A 21,576-nucleotide genomic window follows, 5' to 3' on the forward strand; every position below is an offset into this window, starting at 1 on the left:
CCTTCACCGCAAACGCCGTCAACAGTCAAAGCGCAAAGAACACTTTCGGTCGAATCTTTTGCACTACCTCCACCAAATCAGCAAATCTTCCGTCAGATCCGGGCAACCTCGGGATGAACTATGCGCGTTGGGGCCCTGCGACAAGAGGATCCGACAGTCCCCGCACGGCCGGGGCCGGACGATCACCGGCAACGCGCCAGGAATCGCACCTCTGACCGAAAACAGTCCCTGTGCTGCTTCGATGCCTTATGCACCTACCGACCCGCCGCCGGGACCGACCCGTCGTATACGGTGCTGCTCGACAGCCAAGGCGCGGACGCGAGGGCGGATTCCATGGCGGAGCGGGCACTGATAGCCGATGTGGCGGGGCGCAAGCCCCAGGTGGATCCGGCGGCGTTCACCGCGCCCACCTCGGTCGTCGTCGGCGACGTCACGATGGCGGCCGGCTCCAGCGCCTGGTACCACGCGGTCCTGCGCGGCGACTGCGAGTCGATCAGCATCGGCGCCGACAGCAACATCCAGGACAACTGCTCGGTGCACGCGGACCCCGGGTTCCCCGTCGTGGTCGGCGAGCGGGTCTCGGTGGGGCACAACGCGGTGCTGCACGGCTGCACCGTCGAGGACGACGTACTGATCGGCATGGGCGCCACCGTCCTGAACGGCGCGCACATCGGGACCGGCTCGCTGGTCGCCGCGGCCGCGCTCGTACCGCAGGGGATGCGGGTACCGCCGGGGTCGCTGGTGGCCGGGGTCCCGGCCAAGGTCCGGCGTGAGCTGACCGCGGAGGAGCGGGAGTCCGTGCTGCTCAACGCCGCGGGTTATGTCGAGCTGTCCCGCGCCCACCGGGCGGCCTTCGAACCGGCCGCGGAAGGACCGGGCGAAGAAGCGCCGGCCGACAAGGCCTGAGCAGCCATGGGCCCGGTCCGCCGGGTCACTCGCGTGATCACTCGCCGGTGGGGGCCACCACGGCTTCGGCCGCGCCTTCCACCGGCGTTCCCGGCGTCGCCGCTGCGTCCGCCTCCGGCGTCGCCGCCGGGGTGTGGGCCTTGGCACGCCGCTGGACGAAGAGGAACGAGCCGATCCCGAACAGCACGGCCGCCGCCAGTCCGAAGTAGCCGAACCGCTTGATCCACGGTTCCGCCACCACGCCGACGTTGTAGATGACGGCGGTGGTGCCGCCCGCCCAGACGACGCCGCCGAGGGCGTTCGCGATGAGGAACTTCCAGTACGGCATCTTCAGGACGCCCGCCAGCGGGCCGGCGAAGATCCGCAGCAGCGCGACGAAGCGGCCGACGAAGACCGCCCACATGCCCCAGCGCTCGAACGACCGCTCGGCGGTGGCGACATGGCCGGGTGAGAAGTGTTTGGGGAACTTCCGGCCGAGCTTGTCCAGCAGCGGTTTGCCGCCCTTGCGGCCGATCGAATAGCCGATGGAGTCACCGATCACCGCGCCCGCGATCGCGCAGGCGCCGACGATCCACGGGTTGATCGTGCCCTGCGAGGCCATCAGTGACGCGGTGACGAGGACGATCTCGCCGGGGAGCGGGATGCCCAGGCTCTCGATCCCGATGACCAGCCCCACCACCAGGTAGACGGCGAGCGGCGGAATCGTCTCGATCCATTCCTGCACGTGCACTGCCGAGTCCTCCCCTGGACACCATCCGGACCGTGTGCCATGGCCCACGTCAGTGAAGCCTAACCGAACCGTTCCGCACGCCAGTACGGCCGGCGGACCGCTCCCCCGCCCGCTCTCACCACAGGTCGGGGTCGGCCATGAGCCGCTCCTTCGCGCGGCCCGCCAGCGCGGGATCCGGCTCCGGGGCCAGGTCGGAGTGCTTGACGGACCAGGCCGCCACATACGGGCACAGCGGTACGACGTCCCGGCCCTCCGCGGCGGCCAGCTCGTACAGCGCCCCGGCGAGCGCGCCCGCGATGCCCTCCCCCTGGTGCCCCGGCTCGACCACCGTGTGCACGGCGACCAGCGCGCTCCCGCCACCGGTCCCGTCGTCCTCCAGCACGAAATAGTTGATCCGGCCGATCAGTTCGTCCCCGGCCCATGCCCCCAGGCGGCCCACCGCCCGGTCGTCACGAATATCCATGTCCTCCATCATGCGCGACGGGGCGCCGGGTGCGCGGTACCGGCGGGCCGGACGGCGGCGGGGCCGAAACGGGCACGGGCGCGGTCGGCGGCGGCCTCGATCAGCCGGGACTTGTCGTCGCCCGGTTCCAGGCTCAGCTGCCGGGCGGTCAGCTCCTCCGCCAGCAGGCCGTCGGCACGCAGCGAAAGAGTACGGACCCGGGCCCGCTGCAGGCCGAGCGCGTCATAGAGCTGGTAGGCGGTGGTCCGCAGCGCCGCGCTGTGCCCCGACGACTCGTGCAGGGTCCGGGTGCGGGTCGTCGTCGAACGGTCGGCGTAGCGGACGGTGAGGGTCAGGGAGCGGGCCGCCTGGCGTTCGGTGCGCAGCCGGGCGCCGAGTTCCTCGGTGAGCGACAGCAGCGCCCGGCGGTGCCGCACCGGATCCAGCTCGTCCTGTCCGAAGCGCCGCTCACCGCCGATGGAGCGGGCGGGGGCGCCCCGGACGACCGGGGTCGGGTCGATACCGCGTGCCCTGTCGTACAGCCGCCGGCCCGCGGTCGCGCCCAGTGCGCGCTGCAGGGTGCCCAGCGGGGTGGCGGCGATGCGTCCGACGGTGTCCAGTCCGTAGCCGGCCAGGGTTTTCGCGGAGGCGGGTCCGATGCCGTCCAGCGCGGCGGCCGGCTTGTTCCGCAGGAACTCCTCGACGGCCGGCCGGTCACCGCTCAGCACCCGGACCGCGCGGGCGGGGCCGTCCGCGGCGGCCATCCGGGCCAGCAGCGGGTTGGGTCCGACGCCGATCGTGGAGTCGACGCCGTGCAGGGCCAGGGCCCGCACCCGGATGAGATGGGCGAGGCCGGCGGCGTCCCGGTCGAAGTACCGCAGCGCGCTGCGGACATCGGCGAGGGCCGCGTCCGGAGGCAGCGCCTGGACGACCGGGGTGATGCCGCGGAGCAGGTCGAGGAGCATCTCGTAGACGTCCTCGTGCGGCACGGAACCGGCGGCCGCGTGAAGGTGGACATAGAGGATGTGCGGCGCGGGGCGGGCCGCCCGATCCGCTGGGTGACCGGACGCGTGATCCGCTGAGTGCTCGCTCATCCGGCGCTCCCCTGGCTGGAGTGCCACAGCTTTCTGCTGGGGGCGGTGCGGTCGCCGGGCGGCTGGAGGTCGGCCCAGGGGTGCAGCTCGGCGCCGGTCTCGTGCCGGATGCGCCGGCCGCCGACCGGATCGGCTGCGGCCGCGCCGGGGCGTACCGCCGGGTCCGCGGTCGACCCGGCGGTGGCATCAGTCGCCGGTGCGGTCGTCGGATGGGCCGATGGCTCCGCGAGGCGGGCCGCGACCGCCACGAGGCCGCCGTCCTGGTGGAGGTCCGCGAGTTCCGCGAGGTCCCAGGCGGCGGAGCCGACGACGCCGAAGGCGCGTTTCCCCCGCCGCTGGAGGGTGCCGCGGACCAGCAGCAGACCGGAGTGGAACACCGTGTGCGCGGCCTGCTGGTGGCTGTCCTCGAAGAACGCCAGGTCCACGAGGCCCGACCCGTCGTCGAGCGTCACGAAGATGATCCGTTTCCCGGACGCGATCGGCGGTGTCTGGGTGGAGGCCCTGATGCCCGCGACGAGCACGGTCTCGCCGTGCCGCACCTCGTGCAGCCGCCGGGCCGGCGTCGTGTCCAGTTCCTCCAGCAGCGCGTGGTGGTGCTCCATCAGATGCTGGGTGGTGTCCATGCCCAGCACCTCCAGTTCGGCGCCGGTCCGCTCGCCGGCGTTCATGTCGGGCAGGCCGGCCGGGACCGCGGACTCCTGAGCGGCGAGCGCGAGCTGTCCCCCGGGTACGGCGGCGCGTCCCTGCCGGTGCAGTTCGGAGACCTGGAGCAGCAGGTCGCGGCGGGTGAGCCCGGCGGCCAGCGCGTCGAGCGCTCCGACCTGGACGAGACGTTCCAGCACCGGACGGGACGGCCTCGCCCGCTCCCACAGGTCCGCCGGTGAGGAGTAGGGCTGCCCGGCCTCGATCCGCCCGGCCTCGGCCTCCGACATGCCGCCTACTTCGGAGAGGGCGAGCCGCACCCCCCACTTATCAGACTTCAGTTCGATTACATAGGCGGAGCACGACGCGTTCACATCCAGCGGCAGGATCGGCACGCCATGCCGGCGCGCGTCCGCCAGGATCACCCGCTTCGGCCACATCCCCGGATCGTGTTCCAGCAGCCCGGCGTAGAGCGCCGCCGCGAAGTGCGCCTTCAGCCACGCCGACTGCAGCGCCGGAACGGCGAACGCGGCGGCGTGGGCGCGCGCGAAACCGTAGGCGCCGAACGCCTCCAGGATCCCCCAGACCTCGGCCAGCACCGCCGGCGCGTAGCCGTGCGCCGCCGCTTCGCGGTGGAACCACTTCCGCACCTTCGGCCGCCGGACGGGGTCGGCCAGACAGCGCCGCGCCTCCTCCGCCAGATCGGGCTCGCAGCGGGTCAGCACGGCGATGATGCCGATGATCTGCTCGTGCCAGATCGTCACCCCGAAGGTGTCCCGGAGCACCGGCTCCAGATCCTGGTGCGGATACCGCGGCGGCCGGGTGCTGTGCCGGGCGGCGATGTACTGCTCCGGCATGCCCCCGGCGACCGGTCCGGGACGGAACAGGCTGATGTCGGCGACGATGTCGTCGACGGTGGTCGGCTGCAGTCTGGCCAGCAGGTCACGCTGGCCGGGCGATTCGAGCTGGAACATGCCGAGGGTGTCCGAGGCGCAGATCAGCTCGAACGCCGCCGGGTCGTCCGGCGGCACCTGGGCGCGGTCCTCCAGGTCGATGTCCCGGCCGGTGGCCCGCCGGATCTCGGCCGTGGCGTGCGCCATCGCCGACCACATGCGCACGCCGAGGATGTCGAGCTTCAGCAGGCCCATCGCCTCGACGTCCTCCTTGTCGAACTGGCTCATCGGGAGCGCCTCACCGCTGGTCGGCACCACCGGGGTGCGGTCCAGCAGGGACGCGTTCGACAGCAGGACGCCGCACGGGTGCATCGCCACCCCGCGCGGCAGCCCGTCCAGCGCCTCGACCAGCTCCCACAGCGGGCCGTACCGGTCCGCGTGGGCGGCGACCTCCCGCAGTTCCGGCAGTTCGGCCAGCGCCGCCCGCACATCGCGGGCCCGGATGTGCGGGAACGACTTCGCCAGCCGGTCGATCTCCCACGGCGGCAGGGACAGCGCGGCCCCGGTGTCCCGGATCGCGTGCCGGGCGCGGTACGTCTCCGGCATCGCGACGGTCGCGATCCGCGCGGGGCCGAAGCGGCCGATCACCGCGCGGTAGACGTCGAGCCGGCGGGCCGACTCGGTGTCGAGGTCGATGTCCGGCAGGGAGTTGCGGCGCAGCGACATAAACCGTTCGAAGACCAGATGGTGTTCGAGCGGGTCGACGTGGGAGATGCCCAGCGCGTAGTTGACCATCGACCCGGCGCCGCTGCCCCGGGCCGCGACCCTGATCCCCAGGTCCCGGGCGTCGGAGACCACGGCGGCGGCGGTCAGGAAATACGTCTCGAAACCGAGTGTGCCGATGATCGTCAGTTCCGCGTCCAGCCGGCGCCGGGCGTCCGGCGCGTGCTCCAGGCCACGCTGGGCCAGGCCGGCCTCGGCGCGCTCGCGCAGCACCCGGACGGCCGTCGCCGCGGTCGCCCCGGCCAGCTCGGGTTCCGGGAAGTGCGGCCTGCCCATGCCCAGATCGCCCTTCGGGTCGATCCGGCACGCGTCCGCCGTCTCCCGCGTCACCGCCAGCAGCCGGGCGGCGCCACCGCGCCCGCGCCCGGCGGCCCCGGCGATCCGTTCCGCGACCCGCGCCATGTCCTGCGGGCTCTTCAGCCAGCGCTGTCCCGAGTCCAGCCGGCGGCGGTCGATCGGCCGCAGCAGCCGGGCCGCGTCCAGTACATCGGCCACCCGGTGCTGCGCGGGATCCGCGTAGCGGACCGCGTTGGTGACGACGGCGGGGATGCCCAGCCGGTCGGCCAGCCCCACCGTGTGGGCGGCGAGCCGCAGGGATCCGGGTCCCGCGCCGGGGATCCCGTGGTCCACGGCCTCGAGCCGCAGGTCCTCGCCGAACCGCTCGCGCCACGGGGCGAGCAGTCGCTCCGCGATGTCCGGGCGGCCCGCGGACAGTGCCCTTACCGGCTCGGAGGCCGGTCCCAGCAGCACCGTCAGACCGTCGGCCGACTGCCGTTCAAGGTCCGCCCAGCGCAGCAGCGGGCGGTCGCCGCCCGCATGCGCGGCGCTGACCAGCCGGCACAGCGCGGCCCAGCCGGCCGCGTTCCGCGCCAGCAGGACGATCCGGGGCGCCGACTCGTCGATGTACGCGCCACCGCGCACCGGGGTGCGCCGCCGGGCCGGGGCCGTCCCGGGAGCCGAGCCGGGGACGGAAAGGGGAGGGGCGGATTCGACCGCGAGGTCCACGCCGAAGACCGGGCGCACACCGCCCGCGGTGCATGCCGCCGCGAACCGTACGAGGCCCGCGACAGTGTCCCGGTCGGTCAGTGCGAGGGCGTCCATCGCGTGCCACGCGGCGCGCTCGGCGAGGGCCCCGGGGTGGCTGGCCCCGTAGCGGAGGGAGAAACCGCTCGCGGTGTGGAGGTGCGTAAACGACATACACGCCTCCTGCCGCTCATGTGCCCCCTGCCCCCGGTCCGACCCTCGGACCTGCCTCTTCACCATAAACCACAGATCGAATCTTTGTTCGATAAGCGAGAGTGGAGGGAGGTGACAAGACCCACCCGAGGTCCGCCGGCGGCCCGGATGACGCACTCAGGGCGCGACCGGATGGACCGGCCGCGCCCTGGGAAACGTGCGGCGGACATGGCCGCCCGGGTGGATCAGCGGTTGAGGCGCAGCGTCCAGATGATGCTCATCTCGCCGGTGACCGCGCCGTCCTCACGGCGGATCGTGACGCGGACGGGGAACTCCGGGCGCTCGCCCGCGTCGAGTTCGGCGACGACGTCCGCGACGGGGCGGCCGAGCTCGGCGGTGGCCGTGACCGGGCCCATCGCGAGCTTCGCGTACGCGATCTCCGCGCGGACCGCGAGCGGCACGGCGCGGGAGAGCTGGTCGCCGAAGGCGCTCAGGACGATCGCGCCACTGGCGGACTCGGCCAGGGTGAACATGGCGCCGGCGTGCGGGCCGCCGACGTGGTTGTGGAAGTCGGGCTGGTCGGGCAGCGTGACGACGGCACGCTCCGCGCTGGTCTCCCCGAACTGCAGGTTCAGGGTGCGGACCATGGGCACAGTGGCCGCAAGCAGTTCGCCGGTCGAAGGCAGGGTCTCGGACATGCCTGGATGTTACCAGCGAGTAGCAACCCTGCCCAGGGCATCCGTGGGCCTGTCAGCAGAAATTACTGACCAGTAACGAGGGGCGGCGTGGAACCGGAAGCCCTCACCCCCTAGTGTTTCTGGCCATGTGGCCAGGAGAGCAGCAGCCCGGGGGACAGCAGTACCCACAGCAGAACCCACAGGGGCAGTACCCGCAGGACCCGAATCAGCAACCGCCGTACCAGGCGCCGTCGCCCTACCAGACGCCGTCCCCGTACCAGACACCCGGCTACGGCTACCCGCAGCAGCCGCCGCAGCAACAGCCGCCGCAGGGGCAGTACCAGCAGCCCGGACAGCCGCCCGGCCCGCCGCCGCAGTGGGGACCGCCCACCATGCCCGGCAGCCCCGGCCCCGGCGGCCCACAGCCCGGCAACCGCAAGAACATGACGATCGCCGTGTCGATCATCGCCGCCGTGGCGGTGATCGCGGCCGTGGTCATCGGCGGCGTCTACCTGTCGGGGGACGACAAGAAGGACACCGCCGCCGACCCGGGCAAGAGCCCGAGCGTCTCGCAGAGCGCCACGCCGACCCCGACCCCCACCCCCTCGAACACCACGGCGGCGGGCACCGGCGGGACCGGCGACGACTCGCGCGGCGATCCGAACGCCGTCGAGATCAAGCCCGTGGTCCCGGGCTGGCAGGTCGTCCGGCGCACCGAACGCAACGTCGCCTTCGACGTGCCGGCGAACTGGACGCTGGCCAGCGAGGGCACCCTCATCGGCTTCGAGGACAAGGGCAAGCCCGCCGTCACCATGGGCGCGCCCGCCTTCTACAAAGAGAATTGGTGCGACAAGGACGAGCGCGCCGCGGTCGGGACCAAGGGCGCCAACGGCGCCAAGAGCGTCCAGGAGGCCGCCGAGGTCCAGGCCGAGTCGTGGGCGTACTGGGGATACCAGGAGGATGGCAAGGTCACCGTCGCCAAGACGGCCGCCAAGCCGTTCAGCAACTCGCACGGCATCACGGGCTTCTCCTCCTCCGCCACCGCGAAGAACGTGCCCAAGAAGAACAAGTGCACGTCCGACGGTGTCGTCTACACGGTCGCCTGGGTGGACTCCACCAAGGCCCTGACCGTGTGGGTGCTGTACGCCGACCGGGGCGCGGGCGTCACCGACGGCCTGCCGGACGCGACCATCACCACCATCATGGGCAGCATCCGCGAGCTGAAGAAGAAGTGACCGCCGACGGCGGTGGGCCGGGCGGGCCCACCGCCGAAATCCGGTGGCACCGCGGCGGACGGGCCGCGATAGTCGCCGGGTGACTCCCGACGCCGCGCTCCGGTCCCCCGGCCGCCCGCCCCGACTGCCCTCCTGGGCCGGGCGCGACTTCCGGCTGCTCACCGCGGCGTCGATCATCACCAGCCTCGGCAACTCCGGGGCCCTGATAGCGGCCGCCTTCGCGGTCATCGAGTCCGGCGGCAGCGCCACCGACGTCGGCCTCGTGGCCGCCGCACGCACCCTCCCGCTGGTGGTCTTCCTGCTCATCGGCGGAGCGCTGGCCGACCGGCTGCCCCGCAACCAGGTGATGGTCGCGGCCAACGTGCTCAACTCCGCCTCCCAGGCGGTCTTCGCCACCCTGATCATCTCGGGGCACGCGCAGCTGTGGCAGATGGCCGCGCTCACCGCGGTCGGCGGCACCGCGCACGCGTTCTTCGCCCCCGCCTCCGAGGGCATGCTGCTGGCGACCGTCGACCCGGCCCACGCCAACAAGGCGTTCTCGGTCTTCCGGGTGGGCATGAACGGCGCGAACATCGGCGGCGCGGCGCTCGGCGGCGCCTTGGTCGCCGCCATCGGCCCCGGCTGGGTCCTCGCCGTCGACGCGGCGGCCTTCGCGGTCGCGGCGGCGCTGCGCTCGTTCCTCACCGGCACCGCGAACCTGCGCGCCGAGGCCGGCGGGGGCATGCTGCGCGATCTGCGCGACGGCTGGCGGGAGTTCGCCTCACGGCGCTGGCTGTGGGGCATCGTCCTGCAGTTCTCCGTCGTCAACGCCGTCTTCACCGCCTCCGAGGCGGTCTACGGGCCGCTCGTCTCGAACGAACGGCTGGGCGGCGCAGGCCCCTGGGGCCTGGCACTGGCGGCGTTCGGCGCGGGCACGGTGAGCGGCGGTGTGCTGATGATGCGCTGGAAGCCGCGCCGCATGCTGCTGGCCGGCACGCTCGCCGTCTTCCCGATGGCACTGCCGCCCGCCGCCCTGGCCCTGGTGGTGCCCGCCGCCGGGCTGGCGGCGCTGATGTTCGTGACCGGCGTCGCGATCGAGGTCTTCGCCGTCGGCTGGATGCTCGCCCTGCACCAGGAGATCCCCGGCGACAAACTGTCGCGGGTCTCCTCGTACGACTGGTTCGGCTCGGTCGCGATGATCCCGGTCGCCACGGCGCTCGCCGGACCCGTCATGAACGCGGTCGGCCGCTCCGCCGCCCTGTGGGGGTGTTCCGGTCTCATCGTGCTGCTCACCGCCGCGGTGCTCCTCCTGCCCGAGGTCCGCCGGCTGACCCGCCGCGAGCCCGCAGCCGTCACCGGGACTGCGCCGGAACAGCCCGCCGAACCGGCTCAGCCGACGGTGAAGGCGCCGTCCGGCGGCTCTGGCGACGGCACCGCCGTGGCGTCGTAGACCGGGGACGCCCCGGCCGCGAGCCGGGCCAGGGCCTTCCCGTCGACCACCCGGGCGGGAAACGCGTCGGCCGCCGCCAGCCGGGCGAGCCGGTCCAGCGGGAGCGGGCCGTGCGAACCGAGCAGCACCGCGTTGCCGAAGCGCCGGCCGCGCAGCATCCCCGGCTCCGCGATCACGCAGAAGTGCTCGAAGACCTCGCGCACGGTGGCGATCTGCGAACCGAGGAACGCGAACGGCGCGGCGTCGGCGAGGTTGGCCAGATACAGGCCGCCCTCCGCACGCACCACGGACGCGGCCGACCGCAGGAACTCCACCGACGTCAGATGCGCCGGCACCCGCGAGCCGCCGAACACGTCCGCCACCAGGACATCGGCGCTGTCCGGCGCCGCCCGCTCGAGCCAGCCGCGCGCGTCGTCGGTGTGCACGACGACCGCCGGATCGTCCAGCGGCAGATGTTCCGACACCAGCGCCACGAGTCCCCGGTCGGCCTCCACCACGTCCTGCCGCGATCCGGGACGGGTCACGGACAGCCGGCGCGGCAGGGTCAGCGCACCCCCGCCGAGATGCACCACGTCCAGCGGCCGGCCCTCGTCGAAGACCGCGTCCACGGCGTGGGCGAGCCGACGCACGTACTCGAACTCCAGGTACACCGGGTCGTCGAGGTCCACGTACGACTGGGGCGCGCCGTCCACGGTGAGCAGCCAGGCCCGCGCCCGGTCCACATCGGGCAGCAGCTTGGCGGTGCCGAAGTCCACGGCACGGGTCACCGGTATCGGTTCTGGATCCACCGCGTCATTGTCCCAAGCCGGACAGGTCAGCCGCACCACACGGCGCGGACCTGCTCGGCGTGCGCGGCGCTCTGGGCGCGGCCGGCCCGCGCGGCGCCGGCCCGCCGCGCCGGATCGAGCACGTTGCGTCCGAACGCGGTCCGCGACGCCTGGTCCGGGGTGATCAGCACCACCTGGGCGCCGGCCGCCGTCAGCTCGGCGGTCTGCGTCCGGGGCGCCGGGACGGGGCCGCCGCCACGGGCCACCGGCGCGAGGACCACCACCCGCTCGTAGCCCGCCGCGAGATCGGCGTTGGCGCTGGACCGCACGCCGCCGTCGATCCAGCGCCGCCCTCCCGCGGTGATCGGCGGCCAGACGCCGGGCACGGCGCAGCTCGCGCTCACCGCGTCGACGACCCCGATGCCCGCGGCACTGTCGAAGACGGTGAACTCGCCGTTCTCCGCGTCGACCGCGGTGACCAGCAGCCGCTGTTCCGGCCAGTCGTGCGAGACCAGCCGCCCGGCGATGGCGGCCCGCCGCTCCGACTCGGGGGCGGTGCGGGCGGTACGCGCGATGTGGCCCATGCGCAGGAGGTAGCCCTGGACGTCGTGCGAGCGCGCCGCGGCCCAGACGTACCGGGAGATGAGCCGGCGGCTTATCCGGGCGACGGTCTCCCCCCGCGGATCGACGAGTTGGCGCTCGTACAGCTCCTCGACCCCGAGCCGGCCGGAGGTGAGCTGCGCCCCGACGATGGATCCGGCGGAGGTGCCGACCACCAGATCGGCCGTGCCGAGATCCACCCCGGCCGCCGCGAGACCGGCGATCATGCCGATCTCCCACCCGACGCCGGTCAGTCCGCCGCTGCCCAGTACGAGCGCTGTGCCCTTCATGCCCAGGATCCTCTCGCCACGGGCCGCGGCCGATGCGCTCCCGGGAACAGGTGTGAGGAGCAGTGTGCCGTGTGCGTCACGCGACGAACAGACGACGGGCCGTGTCCCCCGCACCGGATGGTGCGGGGGACACGGATCGGGACGGCTCCGGCGACCGTTACCGGTTAGCCGTCGATGGCGGTAACGGTCCCCGCGCCGACCGTCCGGCCGCCCTCGCGGATCGCGAAGCCGAGCCCGACCTCGAGCGGTACGGGCCTGCCCAGCTCCACCGTCATCTCGGCGGTGTCGCCCGGCAGCGCCATCCCGGCAACACCGAGGTCCACGTCGCCGACCACGTCCGCGGTGCGGATGTAGAACTGCGGCCGGTAGCCGGTAGAGACCGGGGTACGGCGCCCACCCTCGGCGGCCGGCACCACGTACACCCGCGCGGTGAAGCGCGTGCTCTGCGTCACGCTGCCCGGCGCCGCCACGATGTGGCCACGCCGCACGACGTCCCGCTGCACCCCGCGCAGCAGCAGCGCCACGTTGTCGCCCGCCTGCGCGGACTCCATCGGCTTGCCGAAGGTCTCCAGACCGGTCACGACCGAGGCCGTGTCCGCGCCGAGCACCTCGACGCGGTCGCCGACCCGCACGGTCCCCCGCTCGACGGCGCCCGTGACGACCGTGCCCCGACCGGTGATGGTCAGCACGTTCTCCACCGAGAGCAGGAACGGCGCGTCGGTGTAGCGCACCGGCATCGGCACCTGGGTGTCGACGGCGTCCAGCAACTCACCGACCGCCGCCGTCCACCGCGGGTCGCCCTCCAGCGCCCGCAGCCCCGACACCCGCACCACCGCGGCCGACTCCCCCGGATATCCGTGCGCGCTGAGCAGGTCGCGCACCTCCAGCTCGACCAGGTCGGTCAGCTCGGGGTCACCGGCGTCGGCCTTGTTGAGGGCCACGACGATGTGCTCGACCCCCACCTGCCGGGCGAGCAGTACGTGCTCGGCGGTCTGCGGCATGACGCCGTCGAGCGCCGAGACGACCAGGATCGCCCCGTCGAGCTGCGCCGCACCGGTGATCATGTTCTTCACGTAGTCGGCGTGCCCGGGCATGTCGACGTGCGCGTAGTGCCGGGTGGCGGTCTCGTACTCGACGTGCGAGATGGTGATCGTGATCCCGCGGGCGGCCTCCTCCGGCGCCCGGTCGATCCGGTCGAACGGTACGAAGGTGCCGGTCCCCCGGTCGGCGAGCACCTTGGTGATCGCGGCCGTCAGCGTCGTCTTGCCGTGGTCGACGTGGCCCATCGTGCCGATGTTGAGGTGCGGCTTGGTGCGCACGTATGCCGTCTTGGACATGGTTGGTTCGCTTCTTCCTCGGAATTCTGCGCGCGGCGGCACGACGGCATGGTCGGGTGGCTCGGCCGGGCGGCCTGGCCTGGTGACCGGATGACGTGGTGATCGCGCACGGGAACGCGGGGACCCCCTGGGCCGGACCGACCCTCCCCCTGCGGGGTCCGCCGGAATGTCCGGGGAGGGTCAGCTTCGGGCGCCGTCGAGGAATGAAGCGAGGGCAGCCTCCAGCGCGTCCGCGACTGCGGACGTATCTGCGAAGGCATACCGGTTCATGGCGTTGATGATCCGTCACCCGGCGGCCCGGCGTCGAACGGTTTTCCGCCTGCGGGGACGGTGCGGGAACCCTGCGGGGACGGTGCGGGACCGTGCGGGAACCCTGCGGGGACCCCCGCTCGCTCCGCACGTTCACCGGTCTCGGTTAGGCTCCCTGGATGCTCGACCGCCTCCCGACGTCCGACGGCCCCGCCGTACGGTGCACCCGTGCGCTGCTCTCGCCGTGGGCGCGGCTGGCCCTGCTGGTCGCGCTGCTGACGGGTGCGGCCACGGCCGTGCTGGTCTGGCAGCCGCAGCACCTGGTCATGGACGGCTGGCCCCAGCTGTCGGGCGGCGGCGCGGTGGTGCTCTTCGCGGCCGCGTACGGGGTGTGCGCGTTCGCCTTCGTGCCCCGCCCGCTGCTCAACGTCGCGGCCGGCGCGCTGTTCGGGACGCAGGCCGGGCTGCTCTCCTCACTGGCCGGCACCGTACTGGGCGCCGGGCTGTCCTTCTGTCTGGGCCGGGTGCTCGGCCGCGACGCGCTCAGACCCCTGCTGCGCGGGCGCCTGATCACCTCGGTGGACCGGCAGTTGAGCCGGCACGGCTTCCGCAGCATGCTCGCGATCCGACTCTTCCCCGGTGTGCCCTTCGCCGCCGCCAACTACTCGGCGGCCGTCTCGCACATGCGCCTGGGCCCGTTCCTGCTCGCCACCGCGATCGGCAGTATCCCCAACACGGCCGCCTACGTCATAGCGGGCAGCCGCGCGTCGTCACCGACCTCACCGGCCTTCCTGCTGGCCATGGGGTTCATCGCGGTGACCGGCCTGGGTGCCGTCCTGGTCGCCGTCCGGGCCCGCCGTACCCAGAGCTCCAGGTCGGCCGCCTGACCTTCCTGCACCGGCCGATGTCCAGCACAGGCTGCCGTCCCAGCCGTTCCAGCTGTTCCGGCACCGGCTGACGCTTCAGCACGGACCGACGTTCCGGCACCGGCGAACGTGTCCCACGCGGACCGACGTCCCGGCACCGCTCTCCACCGCCCGACGACCTGATCGTCATGGGCCTGGTCCTCGGCGTCACCGACCGCCTCGCCGCCCGCGGCGGCCCCGCCGACCAGGGCGGTCGGCACCGCGCCGCACCGCCCCGCAAGACGCTGCGCGACCTCACCACCCGCGACGGCCTGGTCTACGGCCTCTGCCAGGCGATGGCCCTGATCCCGGGCGTCTCCCGCTCCGGCGCCACCATCAGCGGCGGCCTCTTCCTCGGCTACACCCGCGAGGCCGCGGCCCGGTACTCCTTCCTGCTCGCCATCCCCGCGGTCCTGGCGTCCGGGGTCTTCGAGCTCAAGGACGTCGGTGGTGACTCACATCTCTCCTGGGGACCGACGATCCTCGCCACCGTCATCGCGTTCGGCGTCGGATACGCCGTCATCGCCTGGTTCATGCGGTACATCTCCACCAAGAGCTTCATGCCCTTCGTGATCTACCGCGTCGTGCTCGGCGTCGTGCTCTTCGCACTGGTGGGAGCCGGTGTGCTGGACGTCAAGGCCGCCGCGTTCGAGTAACCGGATCCGTGAGGTCCGCGCCGCACGGGCCCCGGCCCGGGCCACCGGCCGCGGGGCGCCGCTCCGACCGGGCGACCTTCCGCAGCGTGACCATTCGCACACGCAATTCCTGCTGGATTGGTCGGAGCGGCCACCGGCGCACCGTAACCTGATCGGTATGCATGCAACACCTGTGGCCGAGGCGAACGACGCCCTCCGCGCCTACCTTCACGCGCACGGTTCCCGTGCCTGGACCCCGGCCGAGCTCGCCGAGCTCGAACGCCTGCGGTCCGCGTTCCTGGCAGCGCAGCGCGCCCATTACCGGAAAGCCGCGTAGCGACTGACCCTCCTGCCGGGCCGCCGTCCACCGGCCGCCCCGCACCCGACGACCGTCCCGCCGCCCACACCGCCAGCCGGTGTGGGCGGCTTCTGTCTGCGGGGCCTACGCGATGGGACAGCCCGCGGGCGTCAACACACCCCACATCGACAACCTCTGGTACACCGGCGATCCCACCTCCGTCCTCGGCGGACAGGACGGAGAGGAGAAATAGGACGGAAGGCGCACCCGGCGCCGGCCCCTTTGACGGGCCCCGCAGATCCGGCACATCCTTGACGGGTGCCGCTCGTTGAGCTGGCCATGGGAGGTCTGGACCACGAGGACCGCAGGACCTTCTCCGATCACGAGCCTCCGTACGCCGGAAGTTGGGGAGTCCACATGACCGACGAGAAGAGCGGCCCGGGCCCCCGGGTCCTGGCGGACGACGCGCTCTCCGCGCTGCTCGCCACGCATCAGTTCGGGGTCCTGGCCACCAACAAGCGCAGCGGGCACCCGCATCTGACGACCATGCTCTACCACTGGGATCCCGAGTCCCAGATCGTCCGCTTCTCGACCACCGCCGACCGCGTCAAGGTGCGCCAGCTCAGGAACGATTCACGGGCCGCGCTGCACGTCTCCAGCGAGGACCACTGGTCGTTCGCCGTCGCGGAGGGCGAGGCCGAGGTCTCGGAGATCACGACCGAGGCGGGCGATGCCGTCGGGCGCGAGCTGCTCGCCATGCTGCCGGCCTCGGCCCGTCCGGCGGACGAGGGGCCGTTCCTCGCACAGCTCGTAGCGGAGCAGCGGCTCGTCATCCGGCTCAAGGTCGACCGGCTCTACGGCACCGCTCTCGACGTGACCGGATAGGACGGGCCTGAGCCTCGTCCGAGGCAGGCAGTGCGGCGTGGGGCCTACCAGCGTTCCGGGTGGCTGAGCGCGGGCGGCAGCTTCGTTCCGGCGTCCCCGCGCGCCGCGTCCAGTTGGGACTGGATGAGGAAGATGGCCCCGGTGAGGTCGGCGCCGCGCAGGTCCGCGTCCCGGAAGTCGGCGCCGATCACGTCGGCCGTCCGCAGATCGGCGCCCGAGAGGTCGGCCCCGATGAGATACGCCCCGCGCAGGTTGGCGCCCCTCAGGTCGGCGCCCTTGAGCCGGGCGCCGATGAGGTCGGCTCCTCTGCGGTCCTTCTTCTTGCCCCGGACCTCGGCACGCACGAGTTCGCTGGCCCGCAGCAGCAGGGCGTTCACGTCGCTGCGGTGGGCCGGAACGTCCAGCTCCACGAGGAGCTCGGGGTTGTACCGGGTGAGGCGTTCGGTCTCCTCCAGCGCGGCCCCGAGCTCCGCGTGCAGCGAGCGGGCCGGCCGCAGCGTCAGCGCCTCGGTCAGGTACCAGAGCAGCTCATGCAGATCCCGCATGACGGGGAAGACCTGGAACATCTGCTTCGCCGTGCGCGGTGCCTGCCGCCAGTCCTGGCCACCGAAGGTGACCTGCGAGACCTTCTGCCCGGCGCCGAAGCAGTCGTAGACGGTGCAGCCCCGGAAGCCCTTGTCCCTGAGGCGGGTGTGCATGCCGCAGCGGAAGTCCTGCTGCAGGTTGGGGCAGGCCTGGCCGGCGTTCTTGTTGATCGCGAAGTCGACGGAGGCGGAGAACGCCGGCACGACGCAGCACAGCGCGAAGCAGCTCCCGCAGTCGGCGCGCAGAGCGGCCGGCCCGCCACCGGGGCCGGCCTCCGGCCCCGAACCGGGCTCCGGCTCGGCCTGTGTACGTTCGCGGTTCTCAGACAACGTGCTCGGTCTCCTGGTACGCAGCGGCGGTGCCGACCGCGGCCGCCAGCACGGTGGCTGCGTCTCCGCATCGCTGAACGACTGGGTCCGGCACTCTCACCTCGCACATTATCCGACCTCGTCCCGCACAGCCGCCTCCACCGAGAACGCTCGGATCACTTCGCCCGGAGGCCGTAGGCGACCTCGTACGCGTACTGCCACGTCCTGGGACCGGTGAGCCCGTCGGCCGGGCCCAGGACGGAGAGGTAGTGCTGCTGCAGCGCCTTGACCTTGATCAGGTCCAGCTGGGACATGGTGCGGCTGGGGCCGACCTTGTACGGCGGCCCCCAGTCGCCGCGCTGCAGCCACGTCTGCAGCTGCAGGGCGTAGTCGCTGCTCGCCCCCAGTACGAAGTACTGCCGCCCGGGAAACGCGGGCGCTCCCGGTGTCGACGGTGGTGTCCAGTGGTACGAGGCGACGGCCTTGCCGCCGCGGTGATCGCTGGGGTCGGCGGTGGGCGGGCACACGCCGTCCGGGAAACGCGGGGCGAAGTACCCGACGACGCGGGACGAACGGCGGGCGGTGGTGTGCGACCAGACACCGTTGCCCTGCCCGTTGTCGGCGGCACCCTCCTTGATCGAGTTACCGCCCTTGGTGCGGATGTTGACGGCGTCGAAGCCCGTCACGATCTCGGTGTGGGCGCCGTTGCCGAGGTTCACCCAGGCACCGATGCTCGGATACTCGCTCCACTGGCCGCGCTGCTGCGCCCAGGCGGTGAAGGCCGAGACGTTGTCGACCTTGGGCACGATCGCGTCGAGCCCCATGTCGTGGTACATGTCCCATTCCCACATGACGCACCAGGAGTACCCGTCCTCGCCGAACTCCACCCCGAATTCGGTGTGGTTGTCCCAGCCGTCGCGACTGTTCCAACCTTCGTAGGTCCGCTCCGGGACCGCCATGACGTGGTCCATCAGCCGATTCCACTGCGCTGCTGCCATCTCGCTCCTACGAACTACGAGCCGAACATACGTACTTGTGCGCGACAGAAATTCGAACGGTGCACCGGATCCGGCGATCACCACTCCACGAATTAACGCGCCACCCACAGATCCTGCCCAGAAGGTCCCGCTGCACAATCCCAGATCGACGGCATCGATTTCCCGCCCTCCGGCGAATATCGTTCCCTCGCAGCCGCCGTGGTGTTAACTGGAATGTTGGGCCAGGGGTCGGTTGCAGGTTCTAGGCAGAGACGTTCCAGGTCGAGACGATCGAACTCAGATCGGTCAGGGAACCGATGCGCCAGTCGGCCACCCGGACCGTCTCCGGATCGTCCGCCCACAGATGTCCCCACGGCCCGCGCCGCAGATGCGCGACCCGCAGTCCGGCGTGCTTCGCCGGGAAGACGTCGTTGGCCGGATGGTCCCCGACATAGACGATCTCGTGCGGCTCGGCCTGCGCCAACTCGACGACCCGGGCGAAGAATTCCGGGCTGGGCTTGGCGACACCCCACTCCTCGGACGTCGCGATCACGTCGGCAGGCAGGTCCAGACCGCGCAACAGCTCACCGGCGCACGCCGATTGGTTACCCGCGACCAGCACCCGGATGCCGAGCTTCCGCAACCCGCCCAGCGCCGGACGCACATCCGGGTAGAGATCGGATTCGTCGAGGAACTCGCCGCGGCCAGCGGTCCGGCGGGCAGCGTGGGCGGCCGGGAGATCGAGCCCGGGACGAATGAGCCGCAACGCGTCCGCGTTGTCGCGGCCTTGGGACACAACGGCGCCGACCAGGGCGGACATCGTATGCCGCGGAATTCCGAGCCAGTCGGCCCATGACTCCCAGTACCGGGTATCACTGATGAGAGTCTCGCCGATATCGAACACCATTGCCTCGATCACCTTGTCAGCGTACGAGGGTTCCGGCCGGGCCCGGAATGCCGCGCCGTTCCGAGGTCGCATATGCCGTTCCTGGCAGCTGGATTCCGATCGCCGCTGAGGACCCATAGTCTTATCGCATGCGCGGCACACTCTCGACCCATGCGAATGATCGACTGCGCGCCTATGTCCAGGCGCACGGCGACCGATCCTGGACACCCGCCGAACTCACGGAACTCGCCCGCCTCCGGGACGCCTATCTGACGGCGCGCCGCGCCGAACGCGCGAACGCCGCGTAACCAGCGCTCCCGGCCATCCATTTCCCGTCCATCCGCCCAGCCCATCCATCTGAACCGTCGGACCGTCGGACCCATGGAAAGGCCACGGTCCACCCTGCCTTGATCCGGTCTGTCTTGGTGCACCCTGTCTTGGGTCCACCCTGTCCTGGTCCGCCCCCACTACTCCCCCGGGCGTAGATCGGGTGCCTTCGGCCGGACGACGACACCCGGACGGCCGCTCGGGATTCTTGGGGTATGGAAACCCATCGCGGACCCGTCAAGATCACCCTCGCCCTGCTGGTCCTGATGGCGGCGTCGATTCCCGTACAGATAGCAGCGGGCGCGGACTACCCGGTCGTGCCGCCCGGCGCCGTCATTCCGGTGGTCGCGGCCGGGCTGCTGGCCTGGCGTCCGCGCCTCTGGACCGCCGCGATCGCGACGGCCGTCGGCCTGTTCATCGGCATCGGATCGTTCACGACGCCGAACACGGGCGATCACCTCGGGTCGGGCAACGGCCTCCTCATCGCCTCGACGGTGGTGCAGCTCGCCGCTCTGCTGGGCATCGTCATAGCCGGCGCCGTCTCCGTACTGCGGATGAGCCGCCGCACGGAGTCCACGGTCCGCTTCTGACATCGCGCCCTGTCTCCCGGCTCGCCCTGTCTCCCAGCTCACCCGGCCTCCGGCCCACCCGGCCCCCTCCCACGTTCCGCCAGGAGTTGTCCCATGCACGCTCGAGCGGCAGTGCCCCAGCCCGACCCTGCGACGCGCACGAACCCGCCGGGAGCGACCGGAGCGCCGCCCGCGATGCGGCGGGGAGAAGGGTGGCGGGTGGCGAGGAGGAGCGAACGGCTCTGTTACGTGACCGGCGCCGTTCTCATCGTCTCCGGGCTGGTGCACCTGGGGGTGTTCGCCGTCGACGGGGGTCCGTGGGAGGGGCCGGTCTCCTGGCGGAAGCCCTTCACCTTCGGGCTCTCCTTCGGTCTGACGCTGATCGCGATCACCTGCGTGACGTCGTATCTGCGGATGGCCGCACGCACCCGCGCCGTGCTGCTCACCCTGTTCGCGGCCGACTGCGTACTGGAGGTCGGCGGCATCACGCTCCAGGCGTGGCGCGGCGTGCCGTCGCACTTCAACATGAAGTCACCTTTCAACACCTCGGTGTCCATGTCCCTCGCCGTCGGCGGCGCGCTGCTCGTCGTCATCCTCTCCGCGTTCGCGGTCGTCTCGTTCACCCGACGCCCCGAGGGGCCGACCGGTATGCCGCTCGCGCTGCGCACCGGTTTCGCCATCCTGCTCATCGGACTCCTGTCGGGCGCGGCGATGATCGCGCGCGGCGTCGTCCTGACCCGCACCGGCCACCAGGCAGCCGGCTACCGCAGCACCGCGTCCGTCAAGCCGCTGCACGGCGTCAGCCTGCACGCCATCCTGGTTCTCCCGGCGCTGGCCTGGCTGTTGTCGCTGACTTCCTGGAGTCCGACCGCCCGGTACCGGGCGGTCGTCACGGCAGCGGGCTGCTACGCCGCGGCCGTCGCCGGCGCGCTGGTGTGGGCGGTCCTGAAGTACTGACGGGAGGGCGGAACACGAAAGGGTGGAGAGCGGACGTCGCCGCGCGCCCTACGGCACCAGCACCCACCGGCCCCGTACTCCGCCCTCCGACATCCGCGCGTGCGCCTCGGCCGCGCGCTCCAGCGGCAGCACCCCCGCGACGCGCGGGGTGAGCGCGCCCGTCTCCGCGAGCCGGGCCAGTTCGGCGAGCCGCGCGCCGTCCGCCCGCACCCATACGTCGCGGACATTGATTCCGCGCAGAGGCACCGGCGCGGCGCCCGCGTTGACGGAGGCGAACGCGCCGCCGCCACGCACCGCGTCCAGGGCATCGGCCCGCAGCATCGCCGCGTCCAGTGCGGCGTCGGCCCCGCCCGGTACCAACTCCCTGACCCGGTCGGCCAGTTCTGGTCCCCGTTCGGCGAAGTACGCGGCCCCCAGCGCCCGGACCGAGAATTCGTCCGCCGCACCCGCGACCGCGACGACCCGCAGCCCCCGGAGTGCCGCCAACTCGACGGCGTACCCGCCCAGGGCCCCGGCCGCCCCGGTGACCAGCAGTGTTCCGCCGGATGTCAGACCGAGCGCGCCGAGCACGTCGAGCGCCAGATCCGCGGTCAGTGCGTTGAGCGGCAGGGTCGCCGCGGCCTCGGGCGGAATCCCGGCGGGAGCGGAGGCGACGGCGTCCGCGTCGAGGACGACGAACTCCGCCTGGGCGCCGGTGCGGACGTCCAGCCGGTCCTGGAGTCCGATGACCCGGTCGCCGGGCGCGAACGCCGTCACGCCGGGGCCCACGGCGTCGACCGTCCCGGCAACGTCCCAGCCGAGGCCGAAGGTCGGCCGGGCACCGACGAGCCCGGCGGCGACCGGCGCCCCGGCCGACACGAGGAGATCGACGGGATTGACGGCGGCGGCCTCGACCGCGATCCGCAGCTGCCCGGCGCCGACCTTTGGCACCGGCGCGTCGACGACCTCAAGCGTCCCGTGAGAGCCACCGGAACCGCCGGAACCATCGGAGCCG

The 21,576-nt window shown here is 72.3% G+C and carries 21 protein-coding genes and 1 pseudogene; 10 read left to right on the forward strand and 12 right to left on the reverse strand.

All coding sequences use genetic code 11. The annotated features are described in order from the left end of the window. Nucleotides 1–333 precede the first annotated feature (333 nt). Entirely contained in the window at nt 334–906 is a 573-nt protein-coding gene (locus tag C8250_RS06750) for a gamma carbonic anhydrase family protein (protein ID WP_138355453.1), read from the forward strand. A gap of 37 nt (nt 907–943) precedes the next feature. Here the strand turns inward: C8250_RS06750 and C8250_RS06755 are convergent, their stop codons facing one another. The 5 genes from C8250_RS06755 to C8250_RS06775 all read right to left on the reverse strand — a co-directional run bounded on the left by C8250_RS06755 (nt 944) and on the right by C8250_RS06775 (nt 7,364). Next, nucleotides 944–1,636, reverse strand: a complete 693-nt coding sequence (locus tag C8250_RS06755) for a DedA family protein (protein ID WP_138355454.1) — start codon at nt 1,634–1,636, stop codon at nt 944–946. 115 nt (nt 1,637–1,751) lie between these two features. Then, entirely contained in the window at nt 1,752–2,108 is a 357-nt protein-coding gene (locus C8250_RS06760) for a GNAT family N-acetyltransferase (protein ID WP_138355515.1), read from the reverse strand. Further along, nucleotides 2,108–3,172, reverse strand: a complete 1,065-nt coding sequence (locus C8250_RS06765; protein ID WP_138355455.1) for a hypothetical protein — start codon at nt 3,170–3,172, stop codon at nt 2,108–2,110. Before C8250_RS06765 ends, C8250_RS06760 begins: the two co-directional genes overlap by 1 nt. Beyond that, nucleotides 3,169–6,687, reverse strand: coding sequence for a DNA polymerase III subunit alpha (gene dnaE, locus C8250_RS06770; RefSeq protein WP_138355456.1), 3,519 nt, complete (start codon nt 6,685–6,687; stop codon nt 3,169–3,171). Before dnaE ends, C8250_RS06765 begins: the two co-directional genes overlap by 4 nt. Nucleotides 6,688–6,911: 224 nt before the next feature. Next, nucleotides 6,912–7,364: a DUF4442 domain-containing protein gene (locus tag C8250_RS06775; protein WP_138355457.1), complete on the reverse strand. Its 453-nt coding sequence runs from the start codon at nt 7,362–7,364 to the stop codon at nt 6,912–6,914. Between the two features lie 125 nt (nt 7,365–7,489). Here C8250_RS06775 and C8250_RS06780 point away from each other — a divergent pair, with 125 nt between their 5' ends. Both C8250_RS06780 and C8250_RS06785 read left to right on the forward strand, forming a co-directional pair. After that, entirely contained in the window at nt 7,490–8,578 is a 1,089-nt protein-coding gene (locus C8250_RS06780; RefSeq protein ID WP_138355458.1) for a hypothetical protein, read from the forward strand. 79 nt (nt 8,579–8,657) lie between these two features. After that, nucleotides 8,658–10,007, forward strand: a complete 1,350-nt coding sequence (locus C8250_RS06785) for an MFS transporter (protein ID WP_244808999.1) — start codon at nt 8,658–8,660, stop codon at nt 10,005–10,007. Here C8250_RS06785 and C8250_RS06790 read toward each other — a convergent pair. The 3 genes from C8250_RS06790 to tuf form a co-directional block, all read right to left on the reverse strand. Next, nucleotides 9,947–10,795 (reverse strand): fused MFS/spermidine synthase, encoded by an 849-nt coding sequence (locus tag C8250_RS06790; RefSeq protein WP_138355459.1) that lies wholly within the window; start codon nt 10,793–10,795, stop codon nt 9,947–9,949. The genes C8250_RS06785 and C8250_RS06790 overlap by 61 nt on opposite strands. 26 nt (nt 10,796–10,821) lie before the next feature. Next, entirely contained in the window at nt 10,822–11,664 is an 843-nt protein-coding gene (locus C8250_RS06795; protein ID WP_138355460.1) for a patatin-like phospholipase family protein, read from the reverse strand. 164 nt (nt 11,665–11,828) lie between these two features. Next, nucleotides 11,829–13,001, reverse strand: a complete 1,173-nt coding sequence (gene tuf / locus C8250_RS06800) for an elongation factor Tu (RefSeq protein WP_138355461.1) — start codon at nt 12,999–13,001, stop codon at nt 11,829–11,831. A 428-nt stretch (nt 13,002–13,429) separates the two neighbouring features. Here tuf and C8250_RS06805 point away from each other — a divergent pair, with 428 nt between their 5' ends. From C8250_RS06805 to C8250_RS06820, 4 genes and pseudogenes are all read left to right on the forward strand, one after another. Next, the gene (locus C8250_RS06805) at nt 13,430–14,137 is read left to right on the forward strand and encodes a TVP38/TMEM64 family protein (protein ID WP_138355462.1); all 708 of its coding nucleotides are present in this window, start codon (nt 13,430–13,432) and stop codon (nt 14,135–14,137) included. A gap of 158 nt (nt 14,138–14,295) precedes the next feature. Next, a pseudogene (locus C8250_RS06810) lies at nt 14,296–14,811 on the forward strand (undecaprenyl-diphosphate phosphatase); the annotation flags it as partial. Nucleotides 14,812–14,968: 157 nt separating this feature from the next. Next, nucleotides 14,969–15,127 carry a hypothetical protein gene (locus C8250_RS06815; RefSeq protein WP_187144761.1) on the forward strand — a complete coding sequence of 53 codons (159 nt, stop codon included), beginning with the start codon at nt 14,969–14,971 and terminating at the stop codon, nt 15,125–15,127. Nucleotides 15,128–15,505: 378 nt separating this feature from the next. After that, complete coding sequence (locus C8250_RS06820) at nt 15,506–15,973, forward strand: PPOX class F420-dependent oxidoreductase (RefSeq protein WP_138355517.1); 468 nt, start codon at nt 15,506–15,508, stop codon at nt 15,971–15,973. A 44-nt stretch (nt 15,974–16,017) separates the two neighbouring features. Here the strand turns inward: C8250_RS06820 and C8250_RS06825 are convergent, their stop codons facing one another. The 3 genes from C8250_RS06825 to C8250_RS06835 all read right to left on the reverse strand — a co-directional run bounded on the left by C8250_RS06825 (nt 16,018) and on the right by C8250_RS06835 (nt 18,762). Continuing rightward, nucleotides 16,018–16,803: a pentapeptide repeat-containing protein gene (locus C8250_RS06825; protein ID WP_232485521.1), complete on the reverse strand. Its 786-nt coding sequence runs from the start codon at nt 16,801–16,803 to the stop codon at nt 16,018–16,020. A gap of 239 nt (nt 16,804–17,042) precedes the next feature. Further along, nucleotides 17,043–17,864, reverse strand: a complete 822-nt coding sequence (locus tag C8250_RS06830) for a hypothetical protein (protein WP_138355465.1) — start codon at nt 17,862–17,864, stop codon at nt 17,043–17,045. A gap of 241 nt (nt 17,865–18,105) precedes the next feature. Then, nucleotides 18,106–18,762 carry an HAD family hydrolase gene (locus C8250_RS06835; RefSeq protein ID WP_244809000.1) on the reverse strand — a complete coding sequence of 219 codons (657 nt, stop codon included), beginning with the start codon at nt 18,760–18,762 and terminating at the stop codon, nt 18,106–18,108. Between the two features lie 116 nt (nt 18,763–18,878). On the opposite strand from C8250_RS06835, the gene C8250_RS06840 reads away from it, so the two are divergent. The 3 genes from C8250_RS06840 (at nt 18,879) to C8250_RS06850 (ending at nt 20,582) form a co-directional block, all read left to right on the forward strand. Next, nucleotides 18,879–19,037, forward strand: coding sequence for a hypothetical protein (locus C8250_RS06840; protein WP_164297396.1), 159 nt, complete (start codon nt 18,879–18,881; stop codon nt 19,035–19,037). 234 nt (nt 19,038–19,271) lie between these two features. Further along, entirely contained in the window at nt 19,272–19,646 is a 375-nt protein-coding gene (locus C8250_RS06845) for a hypothetical protein (protein WP_138355466.1), read from the forward strand. Between the two features lie 174 nt (nt 19,647–19,820). Beyond that, nucleotides 19,821–20,582, forward strand: coding sequence for a hypothetical protein (locus tag C8250_RS06850; protein WP_138355519.1), 762 nt, complete (start codon nt 19,821–19,823; stop codon nt 20,580–20,582). A 48-nt stretch (nt 20,583–20,630) separates the two neighbouring features. Here the strand turns inward: C8250_RS06850 and C8250_RS06855 are convergent, their stop codons facing one another. Further along, complete coding sequence (locus C8250_RS06855) at nt 20,631–21,512, reverse strand: NADP-dependent oxidoreductase (RefSeq protein ID WP_244809789.1); 882 nt, start codon at nt 21,510–21,512, stop codon at nt 20,631–20,633. Nucleotides 21,513–21,576 lie beyond the last annotated feature (64 nt).

This window comes from Streptomyces sp. So13.3, from assembly GCF_005860785.2.
GTDB lineage: Bacteria > Actinomycetota > Actinomycetes > Streptomycetales > Streptomycetaceae > Actinacidiphila > Actinacidiphila fildesensis.

Bases quoted from the DNA above. Each gene is read 5' to 3' on its own strand.
- C8250_RS06850 (WP_138355519.1), top strand. From the start codon at position 19,821: ATGCGGCGGGGAGAAGGGTGGCGGGTGGCGAGGAGGAGCGAACGGCTC.
- C8250_RS06840 (WP_164297396.1), top strand. From the start codon at position 18,879: ATGCGCGGCACACTCTCGACCCATGCGAATGATCGACTGCGCGCCTAT.
- C8250_RS06820 (WP_138355517.1), top strand. From the start codon at position 15,506: ATGACCGACGAGAAGAGCGGCCCGGGCCCCCGGGTCCTGGCGGACGAC.
- dnaE (WP_138355456.1), bottom strand. From the start codon at position 6,687: ATGTCGTTTACGCACCTCCACACCGCGAGCGGTTTCTCCCTCCGCTAC.
- C8250_RS06775 (WP_138355457.1), bottom strand. From the start codon at position 7,364: ATGTCCGAGACCCTGCCTTCGACCGGCGAACTGCTTGCGGCCACTGTG.
- C8250_RS06760 (WP_138355515.1), bottom strand. From the start codon at position 2,108: ATGGAGGACATGGATATTCGTGACGACCGGGCGGTGGGCCGCCTGGGG.
- C8250_RS06815 (WP_187144761.1), top strand. From the start codon at position 14,969: ATGCATGCAACACCTGTGGCCGAGGCGAACGACGCCCTCCGCGCCTAC.
- C8250_RS06750 (WP_138355453.1), top strand. From the start codon at position 334: ATGGCGGAGCGGGCACTGATAGCCGATGTGGCGGGGCGCAAGCCCCAG.
- C8250_RS06765 (WP_138355455.1), bottom strand. From the start codon at position 3,172: ATGAGCGAGCACTCAGCGGATCACGCGTCCGGTCACCCAGCGGATCGG.
- C8250_RS06830 (WP_138355465.1), bottom strand. From the start codon at position 17,864: ATGGCAGCAGCGCAGTGGAATCGGCTGATGGACCACGTCATGGCGGTC.
- C8250_RS06795 (WP_138355460.1), bottom strand. From the start codon at position 11,664: ATGAAGGGCACAGCGCTCGTACTGGGCAGCGGCGGACTGACCGGCGTC.
- C8250_RS06780 (WP_138355458.1), top strand. From the start codon at position 7,490: ATGTGGCCAGGAGAGCAGCAGCCCGGGGGACAGCAGTACCCACAGCAG.
- C8250_RS06805 (WP_138355462.1), top strand. From the start codon at position 13,430: ATGCTCGACCGCCTCCCGACGTCCGACGGCCCCGCCGTACGGTGCACC.
- C8250_RS06845 (WP_138355466.1), top strand. From the start codon at position 19,272: ATGGAAACCCATCGCGGACCCGTCAAGATCACCCTCGCCCTGCTGGTC.
- tuf (WP_138355461.1), bottom strand. From the start codon at position 13,001: ATGTCCAAGACGGCATACGTGCGCACCAAGCCGCACCTCAACATCGGC.